This window comes from Pseudomonas serbica, from assembly GCF_028823535.1.
In the GTDB taxonomy this organism is placed as follows: domain Bacteria; phylum Pseudomonadota; class Gammaproteobacteria; order Pseudomonadales; family Pseudomonadaceae; genus Aquipseudomonas; species Aquipseudomonas serbica.
Genome location: NZ_JAQIYM010000007.1, coordinates 97,620 through 121,478, shown reverse-complemented (window position 1 = coordinate 121,478; position 23,859 = coordinate 97,620). Strand labels below are relative to the sequence as shown.

At 58.9% G+C, this 23,859-nt stretch carries 21 protein-coding genes and 2 pseudogenes; 7 read left to right on the top strand and 16 right to left on the bottom strand.

Annotation, left to right across the window (positions count from 1 at the left end; all coding sequences use genetic code 11):
* The first annotated feature begins 49 nt into the window (after nucleotides 1–49).
* Nucleotides 50–919, top strand: coding sequence for an oxaloacetate decarboxylase (locus tag NQL71_RS13025; RefSeq protein WP_046816281.1), 870 nt, complete (start codon nucleotides 50–52; stop codon nucleotides 917–919).
* A gap of 98 nt (nucleotides 920–1,017) precedes the next feature.
* Here NQL71_RS13025 and NQL71_RS13020 read toward each other — a convergent pair whose 3' ends face one another.
* Both NQL71_RS13020 and NQL71_RS13015 read right to left on the bottom strand, forming a co-directional pair.
* Nucleotides 1,018–1,320, bottom strand: a complete 303-nt coding sequence (locus NQL71_RS13020) for a hypothetical protein (RefSeq protein ID WP_274642757.1) — start codon at nucleotides 1,318–1,320, stop codon at nucleotides 1,018–1,020.
* Between the two features lie 621 nt (nucleotides 1,321–1,941).
* Nucleotides 1,942–3,027 carry a diguanylate cyclase gene (locus tag NQL71_RS13015; protein WP_077182980.1) on the bottom strand — a complete coding sequence of 362 codons (1,086 nt, stop codon included), beginning with the start codon at nucleotides 3,025–3,027 and terminating at the stop codon, nucleotides 1,942–1,944.
* Nucleotides 3,028–3,219: 192 nt separating this feature from the next.
* Here NQL71_RS13015 and NQL71_RS13010 point away from each other — a divergent pair, with 192 nt between their 5' ends.
* The 3 genes from NQL71_RS13010 (at nucleotide 3,220) to hglS (ending at nucleotide 7,141) form a co-directional block, all read left to right on the top strand.
* A complete protein-coding gene (locus NQL71_RS13010) occupies nucleotides 3,220–4,671 on the top strand; it encodes a flavin-containing monooxygenase (protein WP_274642756.1) in 1,452 nt (483 codons plus the stop codon).
* Between the two features lie 22 nt (nucleotides 4,672–4,693).
* Nucleotides 4,694–5,650 carry an alpha/beta fold hydrolase gene (locus NQL71_RS13005; protein ID WP_077182978.1) on the top strand — a complete coding sequence of 319 codons (957 nt, stop codon included), beginning with the start codon at nucleotides 4,694–4,696 and terminating at the stop codon, nucleotides 5,648–5,650.
* 111 nt (nucleotides 5,651–5,761) lie between these two features.
* Nucleotides 5,762–7,141 carry a 2-oxoadipate dioxygenase/decarboxylase HglS gene (hglS, locus tag NQL71_RS13000; RefSeq protein WP_274642755.1) on the top strand — a complete coding sequence of 460 codons (1,380 nt, stop codon included), beginning with the start codon at nucleotides 5,762–5,764 and terminating at the stop codon, nucleotides 7,139–7,141.
* A 118-nt stretch (nucleotides 7,142–7,259) separates the two neighbouring features.
* Here the strand turns inward: hglS and NQL71_RS12995 are convergent, their stop codons facing one another.
* The 9 genes from NQL71_RS12995 to NQL71_RS12955 all read right to left on the bottom strand — a co-directional run bounded on the left by NQL71_RS12995 (nucleotide 7,260) and on the right by NQL71_RS12955 (nucleotide 15,992).
* Nucleotides 7,260–7,937, bottom strand: coding sequence for a type 1 glutamine amidotransferase domain-containing protein (locus NQL71_RS12995; protein ID WP_274642754.1), 678 nt, complete (start codon nucleotides 7,935–7,937; stop codon nucleotides 7,260–7,262).
* 386 nt (nucleotides 7,938–8,323) lie between these two features.
* Nucleotides 8,324–8,905, bottom strand: a complete 582-nt coding sequence (locus NQL71_RS12990) for a hypothetical protein (protein WP_046816274.1) — start codon at nucleotides 8,903–8,905, stop codon at nucleotides 8,324–8,326.
* Between the two features lie 86 nt (nucleotides 8,906–8,991).
* Nucleotides 8,992–9,159, bottom strand: coding sequence for a hypothetical protein (locus NQL71_RS12985; protein WP_162837827.1), 168 nt, complete (start codon nucleotides 9,157–9,159; stop codon nucleotides 8,992–8,994).
* 11 nt (nucleotides 9,160–9,170) lie between these two features.
* Nucleotides 9,171–9,413: a hypothetical protein gene (locus NQL71_RS12980; protein WP_166620730.1), complete on the bottom strand. Its 243-nt coding sequence runs from the start codon at nucleotides 9,411–9,413 to the stop codon at nucleotides 9,171–9,173.
* Nucleotides 9,414–9,521: 108 nt separating this feature from the next.
* On the bottom strand, nucleotides 9,522–10,595 hold the full coding sequence (locus NQL71_RS12975; RefSeq protein WP_274642753.1) for a lipocalin-like domain-containing protein: 1,074 nt from the start codon (nucleotides 10,593–10,595) through the stop codon (nucleotides 9,522–9,524).
* Nucleotides 10,585–13,056 (bottom strand): ABC transporter permease, encoded by a 2,472-nt coding sequence (locus NQL71_RS12970; RefSeq protein ID WP_274642752.1) that lies wholly within the window; start codon nucleotides 13,054–13,056, stop codon nucleotides 10,585–10,587. Before NQL71_RS12970 ends, NQL71_RS12975 begins: the two co-directional genes overlap by 11 nt.
* Before the next feature lies 1 nt (nucleotide 13,057).
* Nucleotides 13,058–13,726 carry an ABC transporter ATP-binding protein gene (locus NQL71_RS12965; RefSeq protein ID WP_274642751.1) on the bottom strand — a complete coding sequence of 223 codons (669 nt, stop codon included), beginning with the start codon at nucleotides 13,724–13,726 and terminating at the stop codon, nucleotides 13,058–13,060.
* Between the two features lie 113 nt (nucleotides 13,727–13,839).
* Entirely contained in the window at nucleotides 13,840–14,781 is a 942-nt protein-coding gene (locus NQL71_RS12960; protein ID WP_046816269.1) for an AEC family transporter, read from the bottom strand.
* Nucleotides 14,782–14,885: 104 nt separating this feature from the next.
* A complete protein-coding gene (locus NQL71_RS12955) occupies nucleotides 14,886–15,992 on the bottom strand; it encodes a mandelate racemase/muconate lactonizing enzyme family protein (RefSeq protein ID WP_274642750.1) in 1,107 nt (368 codons plus the stop codon).
* Nucleotides 15,993–16,254: 262 nt separating this feature from the next.
* Here NQL71_RS12955 and NQL71_RS12950 point away from each other — a divergent pair, with 262 nt between their 5' ends.
* On the top strand, nucleotides 16,255–16,989 hold the full coding sequence (locus NQL71_RS12950; RefSeq protein WP_046816267.1) for a FadR/GntR family transcriptional regulator: 735 nt from the start codon (nucleotides 16,255–16,257) through the stop codon (nucleotides 16,987–16,989).
* A gap of 164 nt (nucleotides 16,990–17,153) precedes the next feature.
* Here the strand turns inward: NQL71_RS12950 and NQL71_RS12945 are convergent, their stop codons facing one another.
* Nucleotides 17,154–18,176, bottom strand: a complete 1,023-nt coding sequence (locus NQL71_RS12945) for an LLM class oxidoreductase (RefSeq protein WP_274642749.1) — start codon at nucleotides 18,174–18,176, stop codon at nucleotides 17,154–17,156.
* 106 nt (nucleotides 18,177–18,282) lie between these two features.
* Entirely contained in the window at nucleotides 18,283–19,191 is a 909-nt protein-coding gene (locus NQL71_RS12940) for a LysR family transcriptional regulator (protein WP_046816266.1), read from the bottom strand.
* 509 nt (nucleotides 19,192–19,700) lie between these two features.
* Between NQL71_RS12940 and NQL71_RS12935 the strand changes: the two genes are divergently transcribed.
* Complete coding sequence (locus NQL71_RS12935) at nucleotides 19,701–20,651, top strand: enoyl-CoA hydratase/isomerase family protein (protein ID WP_178134532.1); 951 nt, start codon at nucleotides 19,701–19,703, stop codon at nucleotides 20,649–20,651.
* Nucleotides 20,652–20,896: 245 nt separating this feature from the next.
* Here NQL71_RS12935 and NQL71_RS12930 read toward each other — a convergent pair whose 3' ends face one another.
* The 3 genes and pseudogenes from NQL71_RS12930 to NQL71_RS12920 form a co-directional block, all read right to left on the bottom strand.
* Nucleotides 20,897–21,727, bottom strand: a complete 831-nt coding sequence (locus NQL71_RS12930; protein WP_274642748.1) for a type 1 glutamine amidotransferase domain-containing protein — start codon at nucleotides 21,725–21,727, stop codon at nucleotides 20,897–20,899.
* Nucleotides 21,728–21,825: 98 nt separating this feature from the next.
* Nucleotides 21,826–22,077: pseudogene (locus tag NQL71_RS12925) on the bottom strand (SAM-dependent methyltransferase); the annotation flags it as partial.
* Between the two features lie 39 nt (nucleotides 22,078–22,116).
* Complete coding sequence (locus NQL71_RS12920; RefSeq protein WP_274642747.1) at nucleotides 22,117–22,593, bottom strand: hypothetical protein; 477 nt, start codon at nucleotides 22,591–22,593, stop codon at nucleotides 22,117–22,119.
* 574 nt (nucleotides 22,594–23,167) lie between these two features.
* On the opposite strand from NQL71_RS12920, the pseudogene NQL71_RS12915 reads away from it, so the two are divergent.
* Nucleotides 23,168–23,812 (top strand): annotated as a pseudogene (locus tag NQL71_RS12915) (IS3 family transposase); the annotation flags it as partial.
* Between the last annotated feature and the right edge of the window lie 47 nt (nucleotides 23,813–23,859).

Sequence of the window (23,859 nt, the reverse complement as noted above, 5' to 3'; positions counted from 1 at the left end):
GCGTTGACACTTTTGCTCAAGCCCTTCCATTTCCATTGGTGGAACTCATATGTCCAGGCTTTCTCATCAAGATTTGCGCCGCAATTTTCGTCAACTGTTCGCGTCAAACACCTGCTATCACACCGCGTCGGTGTTCGACCCGATGTCGGCACGCATCGCCGCGGACCTGGGTTTCGAAGTGGGGATCCTCGGTGGCTCGGTCGCGTCCTTGCAAGTCCTGGGCGCCCCTGACTTTGCCTTGATCACCCTCAGCGAGTTTGCCGAACAGGCCACTCGCATCGGCCGCGTCGCCCAATTGCCGGTGATCGCCGACGCCGACCACGGCTACGGCAACGCGCTCAACGTCATGCGCACCATCGTCGAACTGGAACGAGCCGGTGTGGCCGCCCTGACCATCGAAGACACCTTGCTGCCGGCCCAATTTGGCCGCAAGTCCACCGACCTGATCACGGTCGCCGAAGGAGTCGGCAAGATTCGCGCGGCACTGGAAGCCCGCTGCGACAAGGAAATGGCGATCATCGCCCGGACCCACGCAGGTATCCTGCCGGTCCAGGAGATCATCAGCCGCACCAAGCAATACCAGGCCGCCGGTGCGGACGGCATCTGCATGGTTGGGGTGAAGGATTTCGACCACCTCGAACAAATCGCCGAGCACCTGAGCGTGCCACTGATGCTGGTGACCTACGGCAATCCGTTGTTGCGTGACGACAAACGCCTGGCCGAACTGGGCGTGCGCGTCGTCATCGACGGCCACGGCGCCTACTTCGCCGCGATCAAGGCAACGTACGACAGCCTGCGCGAACAACGCCAGATATTCACCCAGGCATCGGACCTGAGCGCGACCGAACTGACGCATACCTACACCCAGCCGGAGGAATATATCCGTTGGGCGGAAGAGTTCATGCACGTTAAGGAGTAAACGCCGACGCTGAAAGATCGCAGCCTGCGGCAGCTACATCGGGACCACCCTATCCTGTAGCTGCCGCAGGCTGCGATCTTTGGCCGTTGGGTTTTCCGTCAGACCGTAGTCTTGAACCCCTCCTCCCGCTGCAACGCCCTCGCCTGAATCACATCCAGCATGGCGCAACCTTCGCGCATGAGCAGATGCACGGCACGGGTCACCCGCGTCAGATCATAATCGGAAATATCTTTGAGATTGAGGCTGGACAGGGTGTCCGCCAGGTCGCGCACTACGGTAAAACGGTGCATGGCGCAGGCCGCCATGTCGCTGAGTTCTTTGTGGGTATTGATGAAGAGCACCGGGTTAACGGCGTCGTAGGTGTCGATGGGGAGGTAACGGGGCGTGACTTGGTCAAACATACGAGTAACTTCAGGTTGAGCTACCACCATTCGCGGCCAAGCGAAATGAAGGTGGCAGCCGTGTGCGGGTTGGCCGACCGGTACCTGAAAGACCGGCACACCCGAAGATGTCCCGCGCACAGCCGCCATAAACATGCAGCGCTGTTACGTTTCAGATTCCGACCGGCCAAGGTCGGTCGCGGAGTTTTCCGCGAACCCGAACTATAGGAGTCGATGCCGAAACGCGGCAACAGGGTACGTTGTAGGAAACGTCTTGGAAAGTTGTGCGCCATGTATTGATCGCTGCGACGCTCTTACGTGGGAACTCGTCGTGGGTGAGTAGCGAGTGGTTTTGAGCTGGCTCTGGCTTTTGATCTTGATTGCCGAGCCTAGGCGAGGCACCGAACACCAGGGGCAAGAGCCCATGGTTACGTGGGGCTGGCCGGCGTTCCGTTTTTCCAAGTGACTCGCCGTAAGGGCGAAACCATTGGTGGCTGTTACCGCAGGAATGCATATGTACACCGGAAAGATATTCGTCGCCTGTGAGGCCGCCTTCGCTGGCAAGCCAGCTCCTACAGCGGATCGGGTACGGCCGTGGGAAATGGATTGGCTATCAGGCCGTCTTCGCTGGCAAGCCAGCTCCTACAGTTGATCGGGTACGGCCGCGAGAGATGGGCGATGAGGCCGGTCATTGCTGCAGCAGATAACCCGATTGCGCCCCGTGGTCTTGGCCTCGTACAGCGCCTGGTCAGCGTCGTTGAGCCACAGGGTCGCATCGCTGTGGCGGGCGTTGAAGGCCGCCAGGCCGATGCTCAGGCTGACTTTCAGGGCCGGATTCTGTTCGTAGCCCAAGGTTGCGAAGCGGTCACGCAGGGCGTCCATGGCCGCGGCGGCGCTGCCCAGGGGCAGGTCGGGAAGGATCACGCAGAACTCGTCGCCACCATAACGCCCGGCCACATCGGTGGCCCGCAGGTTCTGCTTGAGCATCTTGCTCAATTGGCGCAGCACGATGTCACCGGCCACATGGCCGTAGGTGTCATTGATGCTTTTGAAGTGGTCAATGTCGATCAGCGCGATGGCCCCGCCATGATGCTGTCGTTGGCAGCGCTGGAACTCGACTTCCAGCTGATCCTTCCAGGCGCCGTGATTGAGCAGGCCGGTCAGGCTGTCGGTACGGCTCAGGGCCAACAGCTCGCGCTTTTGCTGGCCGAGGGTATGCGCCTGGCGAAAACAGATCAAGCCCAGCGCCAGCGGGTAAAAGCACATCAGGGGCAAACAGGCGTAGAGCTGCAGTTGGGTTGTTTCAGGGATGAACAGCGGCGTGAAGATCAACCAGCCGACGCCGATCCCGAGGACCTGCGCGACCGTACCCGCCAGCAGAAAGCGCAGTCCGCCGATGGCCACGTTGTTCATTGCCATCATGGAAATGGTCGTTGCACTGGGCAGCGGATTGAATTGCATCGCGGCGACCCAGAAGCCGCCCATGAACGCGTCGATCAACAGGTTGCGGTGTTCGGCGTGATAAGCGGCCTTGGCGCGCCGCGCCCACAGGTAGGCCAGGTGCGGCCAGAGCAGGCCGTTGAACAGCATGAGCCCCCATACCCAGGGTGCCGGGTCCAGCGGGTACATCGCCACACCCACGCATATCAGCCCCAACACCAGGCCGAGGACGCGCGATGTGTAGAGCCTCCTGGCCAGTGAAAGTCCTTTTCCTCCCTTCTTTCCCATTGGGACCTCTGCACCACAGAACGAAACCTGTTCACACCGGGATTGCAAGTGTGCCCGAAGTCTAACAGGGCAAGATCAAATAGCCATCACCGCCTGACGGATCGAGCTCCCGTCGCCAGCAAAATCGTTACGCCTGCAGAAACGGCTATACATGAAGGTAAGGATTGATTCTCGATGTTGAACAGGAGGCCCATGCAGACCTTTCAAGTGCTGATCATCGGCAGCGGTTTCGGCGGCCAGTGCGCGGCGGTCAATTTGCTCAAGGCCGGCATCACCGACTTTCGCCTGCTGGAACGGCGGGATTTCTTCGGCGGCACCTGGTGCCAGAACACCTACCCGGGCGCCGCGGTCGACGTGCCCTCGCCGCTCTATTCGCTGTCGTTCGCCCCCTACCGCTGGACACAGATGTTCGCCGAACAGGCTGAACTGCACCGCTATACCCGTTACGTGGTGGAGCACTTCGGCCTGCTGGACAAGGTGGAACTGCAGGCCAATGTCGAGCGCGTCGAGTGGGACGACGTGCAAAAACACTGGGTGGTGCACACCGCCAAGGGCACCTTTCATGCGCAATTCCTGATCAATGCCACCGGGCCCTTGAGCCAACCGGTGGTCCCGCACTTCGAAGGGCAGGAGCGTTTTGGAGGCAAAACCTTTCACACCAACAATTGGGATCATTCCTACGATTACCGGCACAAGCGTGTCGCCATCGTCGGCAGTGGCGCCAGTGCGGCCCAGGTGATTCCGGCAATCGCCCCGGACGTCGAGCACCTGCATGTATTCCAGCGCACGCCGCATTGGGTGCTGCCTCGGGCTGACCGCACCTTCGGCCGTTTCCAGCGTTGGTTGCTGGGAATCAAGCCGGCCTACAAGCTGCTGCGCTGGATGATCTACTGGCAATTTGAAACCCGGGTGATTGCCTTCAAATACTCGAAACCGGCCATCCGCATGGTGCAATACCAAGCCCTGCGCTTCCTCAAGCGCCAGGTGCCGGACGCCGAACTGCGGCGCAAACTGACACCGGACTACACCATCGGCTGTAAACGGGTGATTCTGTCGAGCACCCTTTACCCCGCGCTGGGTCGCCCTAACGTGACATTGCACAGCCGCGAACAGGGCATCGCCGCCATCGATGAAACCGGCATCGTCATGCAGGACGGCCAGCACATCGACCTGGACCTGATCGTCTGGTCCACCGGTTACGACGCCACCGACGGGGTCATTTCCTACCCCGTCAGCGGTAAAAACCGCATACGCCTCTCAGACATCTGGGCGCAGTACCCAAGGGCCTACCTCGGCACCAGCCTGCCGGCCTTTCCCAACCTGTTTATCGTCACCGGGCCGAACACCGGTATTGGCCATACTTCGGCGCTGTTCATCATCGAATCGCAGATGAACTACATCCTCGATTGCATTCGCACGTTAAAAGCATGCGGTTTGCGCAGCATCGAAGTACGCCCCGAGGCAGAACGTACCTACACTGAAATGATACATAGAGAAATGCAGCGTACGGTGTGGAAGTCCGGAGGCTGCCACAGTTGGTATCAAAGCAAGAGCGGTCATGTGATTGCCATGTTTCCAGGGTTCAGTTTCAGCTTTCACCGTTTGACCCGAACCCTGAAACCGGCTGATCACATAGTGTCCTGATCAGATAGAAGGAAGACGCCTGATGCTTTTACTGGTTGTCGCTATCGCGGTTTTCGCCGCCTGGAGCTGGTTGAGCTACCCGGCGATCGGTTACTGGCTGTATGACTTGAGCGTGGCCGTCGAGGCCAGGTTGTACAAGCTGCACAAGATCGTCGTGCCCATCGCCGAAATGACCGTCTCGACCTGGCAAGGCGGGCCGTATGAGGCGTCCAGCAATGTATTGATGCTGCACGGCTTCAGTGCCGACAAGAACCTGTGGCTGCGATTTGCCCGGCACTTTGTCGGCAATTACCGGGTGATCATTCCCGACATCGCCGGGCATGGCGAAACCGGCTTCAAGGCGGGCGGCGGCTATGACATCCCATTGCAAGCCAAGCGAATGATCCAATTGCTCGATGTTTGCGGGGTTGACAAGGTCCATGTCATCGGCAACTCGATGGGTGGCTACATCGCCGCCTGGTTGGCAGCCCACTATCCGGAGCGCATTGCCTCGCTCGCCCTGTTCGACCCTGCCGGGGTGACCGAACCGGAGCCCAGTGACCTGGAGCGGCATCTGGCCAAGGGGCACAACCCGTTCCTGATTCACTCCCGGGAAGAATTCAAATACTTCTATGGCATGACCATGGCCGAACCACCGTGGGTACCGCGGGTGGTGCTGGACGCTATCGCCCATCGCTATCAACAGTCGCGCGACGAACTGGAAGAAATCTTCCGCGATTTTCGCGCCAGCCCGCCCATGGAACCGAAACTGCCGGCGATCAAGGCACCAGCGCTGTTGCTGTGGGGGCGCAAGGATCGCTTGATCGATGTCAGCAGCGTGGCCATCTGGAGCAAAGGCCTGGCGGATTTGCGGGTGGAAATATGGGAAGGCATCGGGCACATGCCGATGGTTGAATCTCCTGCCGGCTCGGCGCACCTGTATCGGGAGTTTTTGGCATCGCTGCGCTCAGAGAGCCCGCAGGATCAACGACTGCACTGAACTGGCAGTCCTTTGTAGAATGAAGTCCGTCAGAAACTTCGTTTGCCGGCGTCGCTGAAGGCTGCGATCTTTTCTTCCATCCTTCACGTCCACGCGCCAGGAATGTCATTCATGAGCCACCCCAGCTTCGTCAGCCCCGACCTGATCCGCCAACGCTTCTCCAAAGCGATGTCCGACATGTACCGCGAAGAAGTGCCGCTGTACGGCGCGCTGATGGAATTGGTGGAACAGACCAATCGCCACGTGCTGGACAGCGACCCACAAGTGGCCCGACAGTTGAACAACACCGGTGAAATCGAGCGCCTGGACCTTGAGCGCCATGGTGCCATCCGGGTCGGCACCGCCGCTGAACTGGCCACCCTCGCCCGCCTGTTCGCGGTGATGGGCATGCAGCCGGTGGGATATTACGACCTGACCCCGGCCGGCGTGCCGGTGCATTCCACCGCCTTCCGTGCCGTGCATGAGGCGTCGTTGCAGGTCAGCCCGTTCCGGGTGTTCACCTCGCTGTTGCGCCTGGAACTGATCGAAGACCTGGAGCTGCGGGCCTTTGCCCAGTCGGTGCTGGACAAGCGTTCGATCTTCACCCCCGCCGCCCTCAGGCTCATCGATCGCGCCGAAACCCAAGGAGGCCTCACCGAAAAAGAGGCCGACGAGTTCGTTGAACAGTCGCTGGAAACCTTCCGCTGGCACCACAGCGCCACGGTCACCGCCGAGCAATATCAGAAACTCAGCGCCCAGCATCGCCTGATTGCCGATGTGGTGGCGTTCAAGGGACCGCACATCAATCACCTGACACCGCGCACCCTCGACATCGACATCGTGCAGGCGCAAATGCCGGCGCACGGCATCACCCCCAAAGCGGTGATCGAAGGTCCGCCGCGCCGCCAGTGCCCTATCCTGCTGCGCCAGACCAGTTTCAAGGCACTCGACGAACCGGTCGCTTTCACCGATCAAGCTGACACCCGCGGCAGCCACAGCGCCCGCTTCGGTGAAATCGAACAACGCGGCGCTGCACTGACACCCAAAGGCCGGGCGCTGTACGACCGTTTGCTCAATGCCGCACGGGACGAGCTCAAGGATTTCCCCAACGAAGCCAACGCCGCTCGCTACAACGAATTGATGGCGCAACACTTCAGTGAATTTCCCGACACCCATGAGGGCATGCGCCAACAGGAACTGGCGTTCTTTCGCTACTTCGTGACGGAAAAAGGCCAGGCGGCCGATGACCTGGACACCTTGAGCCTCGAAGAGCTGGTCAGTGGCGGGTATCTGCGAGTTGAACCGCTGGTGTACGAAGATTTCCTGCCGGTCAGCGCGGCAGGGATCTTCCAGTCAAACCTGGGGGATGGCGCGCAAACCCACTACGGCGAGCACTCCAACCAGCAGGCGTTCGAAAAGGCCCTGGGGCGTTCGACCATTGATGAACTGCAGTTGTATGCACAAACGCAGCAGCGCTCGATCGAGCAGTGTCTTGCCGCATTGGGCAATTAATTAACACCTCCCCTGCAGGAGCCGGCTTGTCGGGTCGCCGCATCGCGGCGAAAGCGTGCGCAAGACTTACGCACTGTTCGAAGACGAGTTCGCCGGCAAGCCGGCTCCTACAAAGTGATCATTTCAACTTGGCCAGCAAAGCTTCAGCCGTGGCCTGTGAAGACGCCGGATTCTGCCCCGTCAGCAACAGGCCGTCGGTTCGCACGTAGCTCGCCCAGTCAGGTCCCTTGGAAAAAATCCCGCCCTTGGCCTTGAGCTCGTCCTCCACCAGGAACGGCACGACATCGGTCAGTTGCACCGCCTCTTCTTCGCTGTTGGTAAAGCCCGTGACCTGCTTGCCCTTGACCAGTGGCTGGCCGTCGGCGCCTTTGGCATGACGCAATACGCCCGGCGCATGGCAGACCGTCGCAACCGGTTTGCCGGCGTTGTAAAAGGCTTCGATGAGGGCAATCGAATGCCGGTCTTCGGCCAGGTCCCAGAGCGGACCATGCCCGCCTGGATAGAAGATCGCGTCATAATCCTGCGCCTTCACCGTGTCCAGTACGACGGTAGAGGCCAGTGCGGACTGAGCCGAAGGGTCCTGGCGAAAGCGTTCCGTGGCTTCGGTTTGCGCATCCGGCTCGTCGCTCTTGGGGTCCAGCGGTGGCTGGCCGCCCTTGGGCGAAGCCAGGGTCAGTTGAGCGCCAGCGTCCTTGAAGGCGTAATAGGGTGCCGCGAATTCTTCCAGCCAAAAGCCGGTTTTCTTGCCGGTGTTACCCAATTGATCATGGGACGTTAGAACCATCAGGATTTTCATGTCGTCGTCACTCCATCGCGGGGCTGCAGGCAAACTGATAACAGTTAGTTACAAGTTTAAGCCCGGTGGATATTTCAGAACATAACAACTGCGCCGTTCATTCGATTGAAAGTGCAGTCATCCATCGTGTAGAAGAGTTCGCCCAGTGCAATGGCCTCGGCAATCCTTGCACTGGTAAAGAACCCTGGCACCGGGCGAACGGGATGTATTTTAATAGATGTTTACGGATATGTCCGCGCCTTAAACATGAAATTTGCTGATACATACCCTATTAGATGTCGGCTTAAATACCATTCAAAACCAACAACTTAAACTCACTGGTTCGACCAAAGTAGTTGATTGTTCCTATACAAAAGTTGTACAGGAACAATCAATTGAGAGATCACTCAACTTTTGGCTTTGGTGGTCACTTGCAGAATGTCGGTGTATGTCACGTACACGCTTTGTCCGACTTTAAGGTCCTTGAGCTTGGCTTGAACTTTCGGATCTTCGACAGTGATGGTTTTGGTTTGCCCCTGCGGGTTTTTAAAGGACACCTGGTTTGTCTTCAGGTCGATGTCGGTGATTTGCAGCTGGACTTGCACCTGACGATAAGCTTCGCCGCCAGGGACGTTCCCGGGTGCGTTGCGGGCTTCACCGACACGCTCCGAGCTGCCCGGCAAGCCTTTGTCGACATCGGTGTCGAGGTAGGCCGCGACGGAACGGGTGACCTTGATGTCGACCTGGTCGCCGGCCTTGAGGTTGCCGAGGTTTTTCGCCTTGTCGGTCAGTTGCACATGAACCTGGCGACCTTCCGGCCCTTTAAGCACCACTTGATGTTTGGCGGCATCGACCGAGACGACTTCGGTGCTGATCTGGTCAGCTTCCACGACGGCAGACAACGGAATGTCGTCTGCAACGGCATTAAGACTGGCGGCGGACAGCAAGGTGGCAAGGGCGACGGCTTTGGTCAGTGCATTGAGTTTCATAGGCAGAACATTCCCTGTGGTAAATGATGACAAACGGCGCGCAAGCGAAGCCGCAACGCCGTGTGTGGGATGAGCATAGACGCTGATCAGGGAGTGTTCGCAGTTTCTTGAGCGGTGGATTCGCCGCTGGTCGTACCTTTGCCGCTTTCCTTGCGCCGGGTCGGATCAGTGGGGCGCAGGGCGTCGTTGTCACGCTCGGTTTCTCCGGGCGGCCGAGGCTCGTCGGGGTGCTGCGTATCGGGTGTGGGTTTCATGGGCATCCTCCTCATGCTTCAGGATCATCGAGCTCCCGGGCAACGTTGATCGCCGGGGAGTCCTTGTGGGATTGTTCCGCCCTGGCCTTGAGTTCCTGCCATTGTTCGAGATCGATGGCGCCCTGCCCCAGCAGATCGTCCGCCAGACGCTGCAAATCCATGTAATAGGAGTCGGGGGACTGCTGCCAGTACGCCTCGTCTTCGAACAGGCGCTGCCATGCGTCCAGGTCGGGCGTTGTAAGGTCTTCGCGCATGGCGGGCTCCAGCAGAGGCATTCGTACGGTAGAGAGGTGGACACCCCACGGAGTTCCGGTTGATTGTCGAACCCTGTGGGAGCTGCCGCAGGCTGCGATTCTTTGGTTTTAATAACCGGTCATTTCCAGATACCCCTGCCCGCCATGGCTGCCGCTCAAACGCACCGGACCTTCCCAGTAAGGGATGCGCAGATCCATCCAGGCATTGGGGTTGAGGGCGCTGATGACGATGTCGAGGTGTTTGCCGGGGATCTGGATCGACCAGCGCACGGGCATCGAACGCCCGGCCACCTTGGCGGTATCCTGCGGGGTAAGGCGGATGTCGTCGGCGGTGAGCATTTGCGCCTGGCCCTGGGCGTCGATCCAGGTTCCCGTCAGGTAAGGTTCGCCATCCTTTTGCCGCATGCGATAAAGCATCACCTGCTCGCCGCCGGCCAGGTGCAGGGAAAACCAGTCCCAACCGCTCTGATTGGCGGTCAGGGGTTGACTGCTCCATTCCCGGTCAAGCCAGGCGGGGCCGCTGACCTGAAAACGCTGGCCGTCGATCTCCAGTGTGCCGCTGGCCTGGAAAAACGGCTGGCTGTAGTAATAGGACGCCTGGCCCTGTTCGGATTTCTGACTGAACCCCTTGTCGCCCTGCAGCACCAGCGGTCGATTCGCGGTCAGCCGCAGCTGGTAGCTGAACGCCTTGTCGCGGGCGCTGAGCTGCAGATCGGCCAAGGGATCAGCACCGGTTGCCTGAGTGCTGAAGCGCCAGTCGTCGATCCACGCGTTGAACGGCGTCAGGCTCACGCCGGCCTGTCCCACGCCGCCCCGGGCATAACGCTCGGCGGCGTGATGCACCGAGGCCGATGTTACCGCCGCGTGGCCCAGCCATATCGTCTGGTTGCCCCAGCCAGCCGTTTCGGGCGCCGCCTTCAAGGCACTGCGAAAAAGTGTCCATTGCACGCCGAACTCGCGGCCCTGATCATCCTTGAGGTTGGCGGTGACGTACCACCATTCGATGCGAAAACCATCATGAGGGCCATGATCCGCCGGGAAGCTGAACACCCGGCCGGGCACAACCTCGGCAAACGCGGCGGCTTGTTTGCCAAGGCCGGCGAACCCCTTCTCCACCGGCGCCGGCTGATCGCAACCAGCGAGCAACGCGACGGCCAGGCATAGCCCGAGCTTAATCCTCATGGGCAAAGGTCCTCAGCAGGTCCGCCGGTTGCGTGCGATACAGCGAATACAGCGGCCACGCTGACGCCAGTAAAGTCGCCAACAACGCCAGCCCCATCAACTGCAGCAATTGCTGGGGAAACACCTGCAGCGGCAGGCGCCAGCCAAACGCCTGGACGTTGATCACCGCGTCCAGGCACCAGGCCAGCGCGATACCCAAGGGCAACGCCAGCACCAGGGTCAACAGCGCCAGCAGCCAGGTTTGCCCGAGGTTGAGCAGCATCAGTTGCCGGCGGGTCACGCCCAGCGCCCACAACGGCGCCAGTTGCCCGAGACGGCTCTGGCTTTGCGTCAGCAGGCTGATGAACAGCGCCACGCCGGCTACGCAAAGGGTCAGGCTATTGAGCGCGGCGGTGGCAGCGAAGGTGCGCTCGAACACTTGCGTCGACCAGCCCTTGAGCCGGGCCTGGTCGACAATGCGGCTGTCTTCCAGGGCGAAGCGTGCTTGCAGCGCCGTCACGAACGGCGTTATCAATGCCGGCTCGATGCGCAGGTTGAAGCGGTTCGGTGTCAGTTGCGGCCAGGCGCGCAGCAAGTGATCGACGTTGACCAGCAGGTGGCCCTTGGGATTGCCATAGTCGGCGTAGATGCCGACTATGCGCGGCGACCATGGACCGTTGGGCGTGGCAATCGTCAACTGATCGCCGAGCGTCACCTTCAAGCGCCGCGCCAGTTGTTCGCTCAGCATCATCGTGTCGTCCGCTGCCAGGCGATCCCAGGCCTTGTCGTCCAAGGCTTCCAGCAACGGCCAGTGCTGACGATAGGTCGGGTGATCGATCACGCCAAAGACATCCGCCGGCCAGCCTTGCAATTGAATGGAAACCTGCCAGTTGGGCAACACCGCCGTCAACTGCGGTTGTTGCTTGAGCCAGTCGTGCATCTCCCGAGCCTGGGCCGGGTTCTGTGGATTGAGGTAGAGCTCGGCAGTCAGCCGTTGTTCCAGCCAGTGGCTGAAGGTCTGGCGAAAACCGGCGGTCATGCTGCCGGCACCGATGTTGGCCGCCAGGGCCAGCAGCAGCGCCATCAGCGCCAGGCTCAAGGCCGGCAGCTGCTGGCGGCAATCGGCGATGAACCACTGGCCGAGCACCGAAGCACTGCGGTGGGCCAGGCCATTGAGCACGGCATTGAGCACCACCGGCAGCGCCAACGCGGCGCCCAGCAATAGCGTGGCCATGAGCACAAAACCACTGGCCAGGCTGTCCCCGCGCAGCAAGGCCAGCAACGCAATGCCCAAGGCCAGCGCCGCCACCCAGCCCTGACGGCGCAACCAGCGCGCATGGGCCTGGTGCCAGGCCTGCGGATCGGCCAGGGCCAGCAACGGCAAGCGCGCTGCACGCCACACACTGTTGGCGCCGGCGAGCGCGGCGCCGAACAGGCTCAGGCCGACGCCTCTGAGCCACCACAGCGGGCTCAGGCTCAACTGCCCGGCCACTTCGGCACCGTACAACCCGCGCAGGCTGGCGGCGACATCCGGCAGCAACACGCTGGCCAACAGGTAACCGCTTGCGACCCCGGCCACGCCGCCGATCAAGGCCAAACCGCCCAGTTCGACGGCAAGACAGGCAATAAGCATCCGTGCGCTGACCCCGCAGGCACGCAGGGTCCGCAGTAAACCGCGACGCTGTTCCAGCGCCAGCCCTATCGCGGCGTGCACGATAAACAGGCCGACCACGAACGACAAAAAACCCAAGGCATCCAGGTTCAGGTGAAAGCTCTCGGTCAGGCGCGCCAGATTGTTTTCTTCGCCGCGGGTCTTGAGTTGGAGTTGTCCCTTGAACGGCTCGGGCAGTGTCGCGGAGAAATCCCCGGGCAGCAGCAGACGTGACAACTGATCCGGCAAACCGAGAATCTGCTGGGCAAAACCGATGTCCACCAGCAGCACCCCCGGCGCCATGTCCGCTTGAGCGAGCAGCGGCGGCAAGGCCCGGCCGTTCAGTGCCAGCGGCCGCTCCCCCTCCTTCAGCCCCAATCCTTGCAAGGTCTGCGGTGCAATCCAGGTGCTGCCTAGCGCTGTGAAAAACTCGACGACCTGCTCGATGGCCAAAGCCTGCCCCGCCACCTCGGACCCGGCCGGTAGCGACACGGGCTCGATGCCCATCAGTTGCAGCCGCTGATCCTCATGGCCCTTGAGCGTCAGCCGGCCCTGCAACACCGGCGACACCGGCCACCCGGCGCGGCGCAGGTCGACAAACAGTTGCTGGGAGAAAGTCCCGCCACCGGGCGCACTCAGGCTGGCCTGGGGTTCACCGCCGATCAGCTGACTGGCCCGGGCATAGCTGTCCCGCGCCTGGCTGTTCAACGCTTGCACCCCGGTCAGCAGACTGGTGGCCAGCCACAGCCCGGTCAGCACGCTGAAAAACTGCACCGGGTGCTGTCGCCAATGACTGAGCAGCGCGCGCAGGGTTTCGCGAAAAATGCGCATCTCAGCGGTCGCCCACGGCTGCCAGTCGACCGCCGTGCAGCACCACCTTTTCGGCCATTCGCGCAGCCACACTGGGGCTGTGAGTGACCATCAGCAGGGTCGTCGGCGTGTCGTCGAGCAACTCCAGCAGCAACCTCAGCACCTCGTCGCTGGTGGCTTCATCGAGGCTGCCGGTGGGCTCGTCGGCCAGCAGCAACTTGGGTCGCGACGCCAGGGCTCGGCCCAAGGCGACCCGTTGTTGCTGGCCGCCGGAGAGTTGTTCGGGGTAGCGCCGCAGCAAATCGCCCAAGCCCAGGCGCTGCACCAGATGCGCCTGCCAGCGCGGATCATGGCGGCCGGCAAGGCGCGCCTGAAACGCCAGGTTGTCCTCCACCCGCAAACTGCCGATCAGGTTGAACTGCTGGAACACCAGGCCGATCTCGCAGCGGCGCCAGCTCGCCAGTTGCCCTTCGTTCATCTGTTCCAGTCGATGCTCACCGCTGCGGATGCTGCCGCGATCGACCTTGTCCAGCCCGGCGATCAGGTGCAGCAAGGTGCTCTTGCCACTGCCCGACTCGCCCATCAGCGCCAGGCTGCTGCCGGGTTTGAGGCTCAGGTCGACACCCTGCAACACCGGCAATGGCCCTTGCGGGGTGACGTAGCTTTTGAAGACACCCTGGACTTCCAGCATGGGGAGAACCCGTTCGATGAGCATGGGCCAAGGATAGCGGTCCGCAATGGTTTTTGTCCGTTGCCGATTGCGGCCCTGCGCGGGCACCGCCCTACCCTGGAAGCGATCAGCAGTCAGGCTGCGGCAAGCCCTCCATCAATCAGGTAGATCGCGAAAGAGAACGTCACGATCGACAGCACCGTACTGACCAGGATGGAGGTCGCGGCTTCACTCTGATAGGCACCGGTCTGGTTTGCGAACATCGCCGGAATAGTCGCCGACGGAAGCGCGCAAAGCAGGATCATCTGTTGAGCGTAAAGCCCATGAGTGCCCAGTACCACAGTGGCGGCGAACATCAACACCGGATGCACGAGCAGCTTGAGCCCAAGGTTGCCCCACACCTCACCCGACATTTTCAGTTTCTCGGACGACATGATCAGTCCCAGGCACAGCAGGGAGACGCCAGGCGTTGCCTTGCCGAGAAGATTGAGCGACTCCGCAGCAATCGGCGGCAGCTTGACCTGCAGCAGCGAAATCAGAATGCCAAGGGCCGGTGCCCACATCAGCGGACGGCGGACCGCTCCCGACAGGCTCGACACGAACGCCTGAGCGCCACTGCCCTTTCCATCGGCGATGGTGAGCAACATGGTCGTCAGGGGGATCATCACCAGACTTGCGACCAGGTTCAGCACCAGCACCGAATAAATGCTGCCGGCTCCGTACATCGTTGCAAGGATCGGGATGCCCATGAACGCCGCGTCCGGGTAACCGTTGACGAAGCCCTTGAGCGTCGCGACCTTGAGATTACGCGTGGTGAACCAGCCGATCGCGAGCGCTATCGTGTACATGCCCATGATGCCGATAAAGGTAGCCGCGACGAATTTGAAGTCGAAGAGCTGTTCACGGGGTGTGCTCGCCATCCCGACAAACAGCAGTGCCGGGAAGATCCAGCCGAGTACCAGCCGGCTGATCAGCAGGCTGTCCGAATGGGTAAGCCGTCCGCGCTTGCCAGCGATGTAGCCAAGCGCGATTACAAAGGCGACGGGCAAAATGGGTCCTACGATTCTGTCTAACATGTGCTCAATCCTCGTATTTATTTTTATCAAGAATGTCGTCGTGGCTGATCGAGGCCGATACGGCGGCCTCGATCAACGCGGCAATGGCCAGGCGACCGTTGCGGTTAAGGTTTGAAGCGGTAGTCTCGAATGACGTCCTGGTCCGGCTCGATTCCAAGCCCCGGCCCTTGGGGTACGTCGATGCGGCCGTTACGCGGAATGATGGCGTCGCCATAGAGCTGCGCTTCGAGATCGAAGTAGCGCCATTCGACCAAGGACTTCGCGCCGCCGAGGGCGGCACTGCCATGCACGGCGGCCAACAGGCCGGGGCCGTCATAAAAGGCGTGGACCATCACGGTGACGCCATGGGCATTGGCTAGCGCATAGACTTTTTGCAGTTCGGTAATGCCGCCCATTTTTGCCGGGCTGGGCTGGATGAAATCGACTGCGCCGGCTTCAAGCAGATGCTGGAAGTCCATCAGCGTCGAAGCGTTTTCGCCGGCCGCAACCCGGATGCCGCCCTGTTGGCGCACTCTCGCCAGGCCCGCATAGTCTTCCGGCGGCCACACCGGCTCTTCGATCCAGCGCAGATTCAAAGGACGCAGCTTCTCGGTCATATCGAGCGCTTCGCGAACCGACCACGGGGCGTTGACGTCCAGGGTGATTTCCACACCGGGGCCGGCGGCTTCGCATGCAGCGCGAATGACATCTGCATTCACCTCATGCAACTTGAGATGACGGAAACCGCTGTTGACCGCACGCTGAACATTGACCCGAATCAGTTCAGCGTCGGCATAGCGGATCAAGCTTGCATAGGCCGCCAACGACGTGGCCTCGCTGCCACCCAGCAACTGGTAGATCGGTTTACCAGCCGCTTTGCCGGCGATATCCCACAACGCGATGTCAATCGCCGACAGGCCATAGATGAACGCGCCACTGCGACCGAAGACGTGAAACTTCTTCTGCAGATCCCCCTGCAGTTTTTCGCGCCGCGTCACATCACTGCCAATCAGCTCAGGCGCGAGGATCGTGTCGATCACGACTTTCACCGCGGGTATCGCGGTGAAGCCGAAGGTTTCGCCCCAGCCGACGATACCCTCGTCCGTGGTGACTTTAACCAACAGGGAATCGACCATTTGCAGGTCTTTCGGGCCCCAAACCCCACCGGCCGACGGACCACCCGTAGTGAAGGGAATCCGAAGCGGAATGGTTTCGATGCTGGCAATTTTCATAGGACTTCGCCTCAAGCAGGTTGCATGGGTGGCGCGGCGATTCTGGAATTTCGCCCGTGCCGGTTTGAGGACAACGTACATGACGTTCTGTTGTCCTTCAACTGAACAACTGCTGCTTTCCGCTAGACCTTGGTCTAAATGCCATTCAACCAATTGTTTTTATTAGCTTTTATTTTTTATGACGAAAGTGAAACGCAGTTTTAACTGTCGAGAACAAGTCTTCTGATGTAGATTAAGAAGACAAGCGAAAGGAAGAAAAAGAATGAGCGAAATGAATGTGCAACCCGTGGCGCGGCGACCTCATCTGGCTGAACACATCGCTCGTTCGTTGAGTGATGAGATTGCGTCTGGCCGATTGCGTCCTGGAGACCGCTTGCCAACGGAGCAGTTTCTCGCGCAAAACTTCGGCGTCAGCAGGAACGTCGTGCGCGAAGGGATCGCGACGCTTCGAGCGCAGGGACTGATCCAGTCACGCCAGGGCGTTGGCGTGTTCGTCTCGGCCACGACCCCATCACCGCAAGCCTCACCCCAGCGCGAGCACGCGCCGTTGCTGGACGGGGACAATACGATCCGCAACATGTTCGAAGTGCGGGCCGTACTGGAAAGCCAGGCTGCCGCACTTGCGGCGTCGCACATGACGCCCCACAAGCTGAAAACAATCCAGGCTGCGGTCCTGCGAATGCAATACGTGGGCGAACCGACGCTGGACACTGTGAACGCAGACCTCGACTTCCATCGAGCCGTGGCCGCTGCGTCTGGCAATGACTATCTCGAGACAATGATTCGCACAGTGCTCGAGCCAATGCGGGCACTGATCACCATGAACTTTGCGCGACGAGGCCCTGTGTTCAGTAATATTCCGCATGCAGCACGCGGTGAGCACGAAGACCTGGTGCAGGCGTTGACCGACCGGAATGCGGCGGCGGCACGCCAGATCATGGGGCAGCACATCGTCAATGCAGCATCACGATTCGGCTACGAAATTGATTTCTTCTAACGTCGACTGGCAGACGGTGGTTGTCTCGTTATCCTACAAGTGAGTGTCCACTCATGTCTGATACCTGACGCGCATGCCCATCGGCGCCAGGACGATGCGAGGGGACAGTCGCTGACCCGCCAAAAGCGATGACAGGTATCGATCATGAGAGGGTTGGCTAAACCTCAAACATGCGACGGGAATAACGGCAAGATGTGCTCAGCGAGCTCGTCAAGAATCTCGCCGTAGGGTTGACGGCTGACCTTGGGGTTGAGCGCTATATGCGAAATACCGGCAGCTTGTGCTTGCTCCAGGTAATTGCGCAGGCCGTTACGCCCCGCCCGGAAGCCTCCCTGGATGCGCTGGAATGGCTGGTCCGGGTAGTCGCTGAGGTCCAGATATCCGCCTAGGCCTAACGGTTTGAAATCGTTTCGCCCTTCAATGTTACGCACTTTGGCGTGCCAGCTCTCGCCCAACGATGCCAGCCGCTCGGGGCTTTGCACGCCGGCCAGATAGCCATCAAGGTGTTCAGCCAACCACTCGATGCTCTGCTGCGCCTGGCCGACAGCGATAGAAGGGACGCGTCCATACGGCGCTTTCGGCACCAGGTCGAGGTTTCCGGATGAACCACCGAATCGCTCGGAGCGAAAGCGCGGAAAGTCCTGTTCAATCAGGGTGCGAAACACCGAGAAGGCATCACGGTAGCGATCACCACGGGTTTCATAATCGATACCTAGCATCGGGTAATCGCTGTATCGATCGCCCGAAGACAACCCCAACACCAGCCGCCCTTCGCTCAACTGATCCAGGGACGTCGCTTGCTTGGCCAGATACATAGGCTCGTGGGTAGGCAGCACGATACCGGTGGTTCCCAGGACGATGCTGCGTGTGGCTGCGGCCAGGAAGCCGATGTAGACCAGGGGCTCAAAGATGTGCGCCACATCGTTGTAATCCGGGTCGTAGAAAGGAATGTCACGCATCCATAGCGCGCCAAAACCAAGCGCCTCGGCGCGTTGCGCCATTTCCACGTGATCATGCATGGTCGGTGCCGCTCGGCCGGCGTGGGTTTCGAGGGGCAAAATCAGCCCAACCGTCAGCGCCTGTGGTCGGAACAGGCGTTGAAAACCAGGGTGACGCTCAAGCGAAGGATCGGCGGTCGGTAAGGCGCCAAGTTGCACTTGCAGTGAGCGTTGGGTGGCGATTGTCATAATGGCAGTCTCGGTAAGTGACGATGACTGACATCTTTATTGAATCCTGACCTCGGATAAACACCACCAACAGACCCTCACACGGTCCTGCGAGTCCCCAATATTTTCAGGTTTCCCACGGCAAACCTGATTCCCAGCGCTCAACCAACAGATCGATAAACGCGCGGACACGCGGTGACAACTGACGCTTGCTCGCATAGACAACCCGGATGGGGTCGGGCGATGCGCGATAAGGTTTGAGCACTTCCACCAACGTTCCGTCGCGCAAGTCGTTACCGGTGATATAGGTCGGCAAGTGAATCAGGCCAATACCCGTCAACGCCGCTTCGCGCATGGCTTCAGAACTGTCTATGTTCAACCGCCCTGGTCGTTCATGGAAATAAAGGCCGGTGGGTGTCTGGTAACGCCAGACACTGGCCTGGCCACTGATGAAAGCGATGGTGTCATGCCCGACCAGATCCGCAGGCATTTGTGGAACACCGCAACGGGCCAGATATGAGGGCGAGGCACACGTTGCGAACTGCTGCCAACCCACGGTTCTGGTTAATAGTTGTGAATCGTCATTTGGCGCGCCAATGCGGATGGCTATGTCGACACCCTCTTCGACCAGATCGACAAAGCGATCGGTAAACCAAACGTCCGCACGAAGTTCAGGCCATTGCTTCAGATAAGCATCCAGAATCGGCAGGATATGGCGCTGACCAAAGGAAAGGGGCGCTGTGAGTTTAAACGTGCCGGTTGGCCGTCCACGACGCAAGGCCATGGTTGCATCCACTTCATCAAGATCCTCGAGAATTTGCTTCCAGCGCTCATAGGCGACGTAGCCCTCGTCAGTCAGGCTCAGTTTGCGCGTCGTGCGATTCAGAAGCCGAGCTCCCATCCGACCTTCAAGACGAACGATACTTTTACCTACAGCCGATCGGGTCAGACCAAGTGAGGCGGCCGCGCAGGTAAAACTTCCAACCTTTACAGCGCAGACAAACGCAGCGATGTCGCCGAATCGGTTGGCTTCCATGGGTGGCTTTACTCCAATGAAAACTTGCGTTGTAGCGGGACATGAAGCCCGAAAGAGTTTTTTTGCTGCTGCCCCGGGATGACAAATTATTACCCCTGAAAAGGATGTAGTGCCACAGAATCCCAGGCGGTATCGAATCAAGTTTCATCGCCTGCTGCTTGGCCATTGGGTGGCCGATTGTGCTGTCGGTGATCTCATCCGAATGGGCGCCTTGCGAGCCGATTATTCGCTGCTACGCTTGAGCATTCGGCGCTGCCGGCGTAAGGCGACATGTTTCGCCCCCCTGGACTCGGTGTTTCCGGGTCTATCGAGCCACCTGCCAACTTCAGCCGCTACTGCCGACCGTGTCGGGCCGCATTCCGGTCATGCGCACGAAACCCATGCTCATGTGTTGACCCGCGACGGAACGGAGCAACGGGCGTGATTTTTCTCGGCCCGATCAATTGGCAGGCCATCTGTAGCTCAACGGGAATTCGCATGCCCTCAGGCATTTCTCTGGAGACACTCCTATGAGACTTCAGTTGCTATCGGCTGCACTGATTTTCGCCAGTCTGGCGACGACAGGCGCGGCGCTTGCTGGCGAGACTTCCCCCTCAACAACCGATAAAGCCTCACCTACCAGCGCGGTCAAACAGGAAATCAAGCTCACACGTGTCACACCTCAGTACTGGCGGGTCACCTTCCACAACCCGCCGTACAACATCTACGGTCCCGAAACCATGCCGCAGCTGAACGAGGTGGTTACTGCCATCGAATCCGATCCGAAACTGGTGGTCGTGGTGTTCGACAGTGACGTGCCGGATTTCTTCCTCACCCACTATGACTTCGTTCCCCCGCTGACTGACACCACCAGCCTTCCCAACGGCCCCACCGGGTTGCCGCCGTTGCCCGACATGCTGGTGCGGTTGAGCAAAGCACCGGTGGTGTCGATCGTGTCGATTCGCGGCCGTGCCACCGGTGTCGGTAGCGAACTGGCCTTGGCCAGCGACATGCGCTTTGCCAGCCGCGAGAAAGCCATCCTCTCGCAATGGGAAATCGGTGCCGCTCTCGTGCCCGGAGGCGGTCCGATGGCGCGTCTACCACGGCTGATCGGCCGTGGGCGCGCACTGGAAGTGCTGCTCACCGGCAACGACATCAATGGCGAACTCGCCGAACGCTATGGCTACGTCAACCGCGCGCTGCCCGATGCCGAACTCGACAAGTTCGTCGACACCATGGCCCGGCGTATCGCGCGATTCGACAAGCAGTCAATTGCTGACATAAAGCGCCTGGTCAATGCTGCCAGCCTGCCACCGAACGAAGCCATCGCCGCCGAATGGGATGGTTTCATCGGCTCGGTAAAACGCCCGGCAGCGCAGGCCCGTATCAAACAACTGATGGAGCTTGGGTTGCAGACGAAAGCCGACGTGGAGAAGCGCCTGGCTCACTACACCGGCACCTTGGGTGAGGAATCGAAATGATCCTGCCCGTGAGGCTTAACGTCAGCGTGCCGGGACTAGACCAAGCGGTGAAGCCGCAACGGATTGATGCCGCGCATCATGTTTGCCCGTATTCACGGATGATACGGAGGGGATGTGGCGGTTCAGGTCGAGTTGGGTCAAGGCAGAACTGCGCATTGACGGTGTAGCTGCTGATCTTGCAATAAGGCTGGGTGCGCAAAGCCCCGTGAAATCGGGGCTTTGCGCGTCGGCCGCGCCGCCCAGGCTTACTTCATTTTTGCCAGCATGGCCACGGCGACTGCCTTTGCCGACTGTGGATTCTGGCCGGAAATGACTTCGCGGTCTTCAATGACATTCACGCTCCATGGCTTGGCTTCGGAGAAGTGAGCACCGGCTGCCGTCAGGCCGTCCTGCGGGAACAGTTTCATATGGCCGCCGCCGAGGAAACCTTTGGCCTGCTCCTCTTCCGCGTCGGTGAAGGCGGTGACTTTATAGCCCTTGTAAATCCAGTTGGCTGGCGCTGCCGGCTGTTTGCCCGATTCCAGCGCGGAGACAAAACCGTGCGCGTCCGGGATCGTCGACAACATGGCTATGGTGCCATGGCAGGTGAAGCCGGTGACTTTGCCTTTTTCATGGAAGTTGGTCAGCAGTTGGCCCAGTTGCTTGTCCTTCAGCAGATCCTGCATCGGGATATGGCCGCCCGGCACGAAGACGGCATCGAACTTGTCGTAGCCGACTTTCTGAACCTGCGCGAAGCTAATTGCCGGCGAGCCGCTCTTCGAGGTCAGCTTTAGCGTGTCCAGCAGCGCGAGACTTTCCTGACGGGCATTTTCATCGTTGCCCCAGAAGCTCACATCATTGGATTTCTGGTCCGCGGTGGGCGCCTTGCCGCTAGGGGTCGCAAATATGACGGTTTGACCCGCCGCGATGAAAGTCTGCACCGGTTGCATTAGTTCGTTCAGGAAGAAACCTGTTTGCATGACCTTGCCGTCTTTCAGGTCCAGTTGCGCCTGATCCGACAGTACAACCAATACCGTGCCGGCGTTGGCATAGTTAGCGGCAGCAGTTATCAGGGCGGCAATAATGGTTTTTTTCACGCGATTCTCCAGTAGGGATGGTTTGATGGAGCCATCTTATTACTGGAGCAGAAAGCGATAGAGTCCCCGAATTGAATTTCACTTATTACACTGAGTAATCAATAGCCCCGTTTCACCCCCACCCAGCTAAAACACATCGGCACCTGCGCCTCCTGCGCCTCGTAGCGGTCATAAAGCTCTTCGCGGTTGGAATGCGGGTACTCCCTGAAATGGCTGATCTGCAGCCCCGCTTCGAGGGCGCCTCTGAAGATCGCGCCCAGGGTGTGGACGAACCAATAGGACGGCGCGGCCTGTTGCTCGACTTTGCCTTCGTAGACAATCGGTTGGTTCTGGACAAAAGGTTCGTGGCGAATTTTATGGGCAGCCCTCGATGCATGTCATTTAATGAACTATCCCCACAAGTCTAACTCCCTCTCACCTGAGTCGAAATCGTCCTTCGCTGACTCAAGGATGGGCTTGAGCCGGTTGGCTACGCCTTGGAGCACTTTTGTTACCGCTGGGGATGCTTCGCTCGTTTCAAGGTCGTGCTTAAGTGCTAACAACTCATCATATAACCGATCAGCTGCGTGCAATCGCGCAACCGCTCTATCAACACCTCCCCACACATCTATTTCATTCCATACTATATCAATATAGTGCCAAAGACTGTGTATATCACTGTAACCAGTTTTAGTCGCCACTCTCTTAAGAACTGACTCGTAGTCACTTTCCGTCATCACACGTCGAGGCGTGCCCGTTTGCTCCATGAATGCTCTTAGATGCACCATAACTTCCAAGGTAATGAAACGATGTCTAAACATGCTAAAGCAAGCTTGGTGATCTTTATATCCGGCTGCAATTGCAATACGTTTAAAATCACTTTCCAAAGATACTTTTTAATCGACCTTCCATCTACACAAAGGAACAAAGCATCATTTTTATTAACATCGCCGCCAAACTCCGCCAAAACACCAAGGTGTTTTGACCTCGCAATCAGATACCGCTGAAATGTCCTAGCATCCTTGAGAGTGATAGGAGAACTGCGCAATGGCGCGAGCTTTCGACGACGCTTCTTTGTAGGTATATATATTTTTTAAACATGTAAAATTTTCACATGTAGATTAACGCTAATCTCGATCATTTCGCTAGGACGCAAACCAGTCCTTTTCATCAACCAAATCATGAAGTGCCGCCGAGCCCGGATATATTCGCGCTTTGCAAAATCAAGAAAAGGCATAATGTAAGCTCTTTGCATGAAGATGGGGTTTCGTTCCTTTGGAATACCTAGAAGATCAATACAGCGCTCGATATCTTCTATCATCTCTATTGAAATCGAATGCTTGGGCTCCCGACTCTCACTAGTCGGCATGGCTCTATGTACAAAAGAATACTCCTCACGAACCACTCTCGCTGTTAATTGCAGCTCTATTTTTCTTCAACGCAACCGTTATTTTGGGTCCCTGTGGTCGGCATCGTGTGGCGAGGCTGATGCGTCTTGAAGGTCTGCGCTCTCAGACAGGGTATCGACGCCGTCCTGGAAAGTACGGCGGTAAGCCAGCAGTCGCTTCACCCAATTTGCTGAAGCGCCAATTCGATGTCGTAGAGCCCAAAAAGGTTTGGGTCACCGATATCACCTACATTCGTACGTATGAAGGCTGGCTGTATTTGGCTGTGGTGCTGGATCTGTTTTCTCGTCAGGTCGTTGGCTGGTCAATGAAGTCGCAAATGACCAGTGATTTGGCCATTGATGCGTTGTTGATGGCAGTTTGGAGGCGAAAACCGAAGCAGGAAGTGATGGTTCATAGCGATCAGGGCAGCCAATACAGTAGCTCCGATTGGCGCAGCTTTTTGAAGGCGAACAACTTAGTCGCCAGCATGAGTCGTCGTGGCAACTGTCATGACAATGCCGTTGTCGAGAGCTTTTTCCAGCTTCTAAAGCGGGAACGGATCAAGCGGAAAACTTACACCACGCGGGAAGATGCTCGTAGTGATGCGTTCGATTACATCGAGATGTTCTACAACGCAAAACGTCGTCATGGCTTCAACAATCGGCTGTCGCCGGTAGAGTTTGAAAAGCGTTACGCAATGAGCTTGCAAGGTATCTAGAGAATCCGGGGCGATTCAATGCATAAACAATCGCCTTATTTTTAACA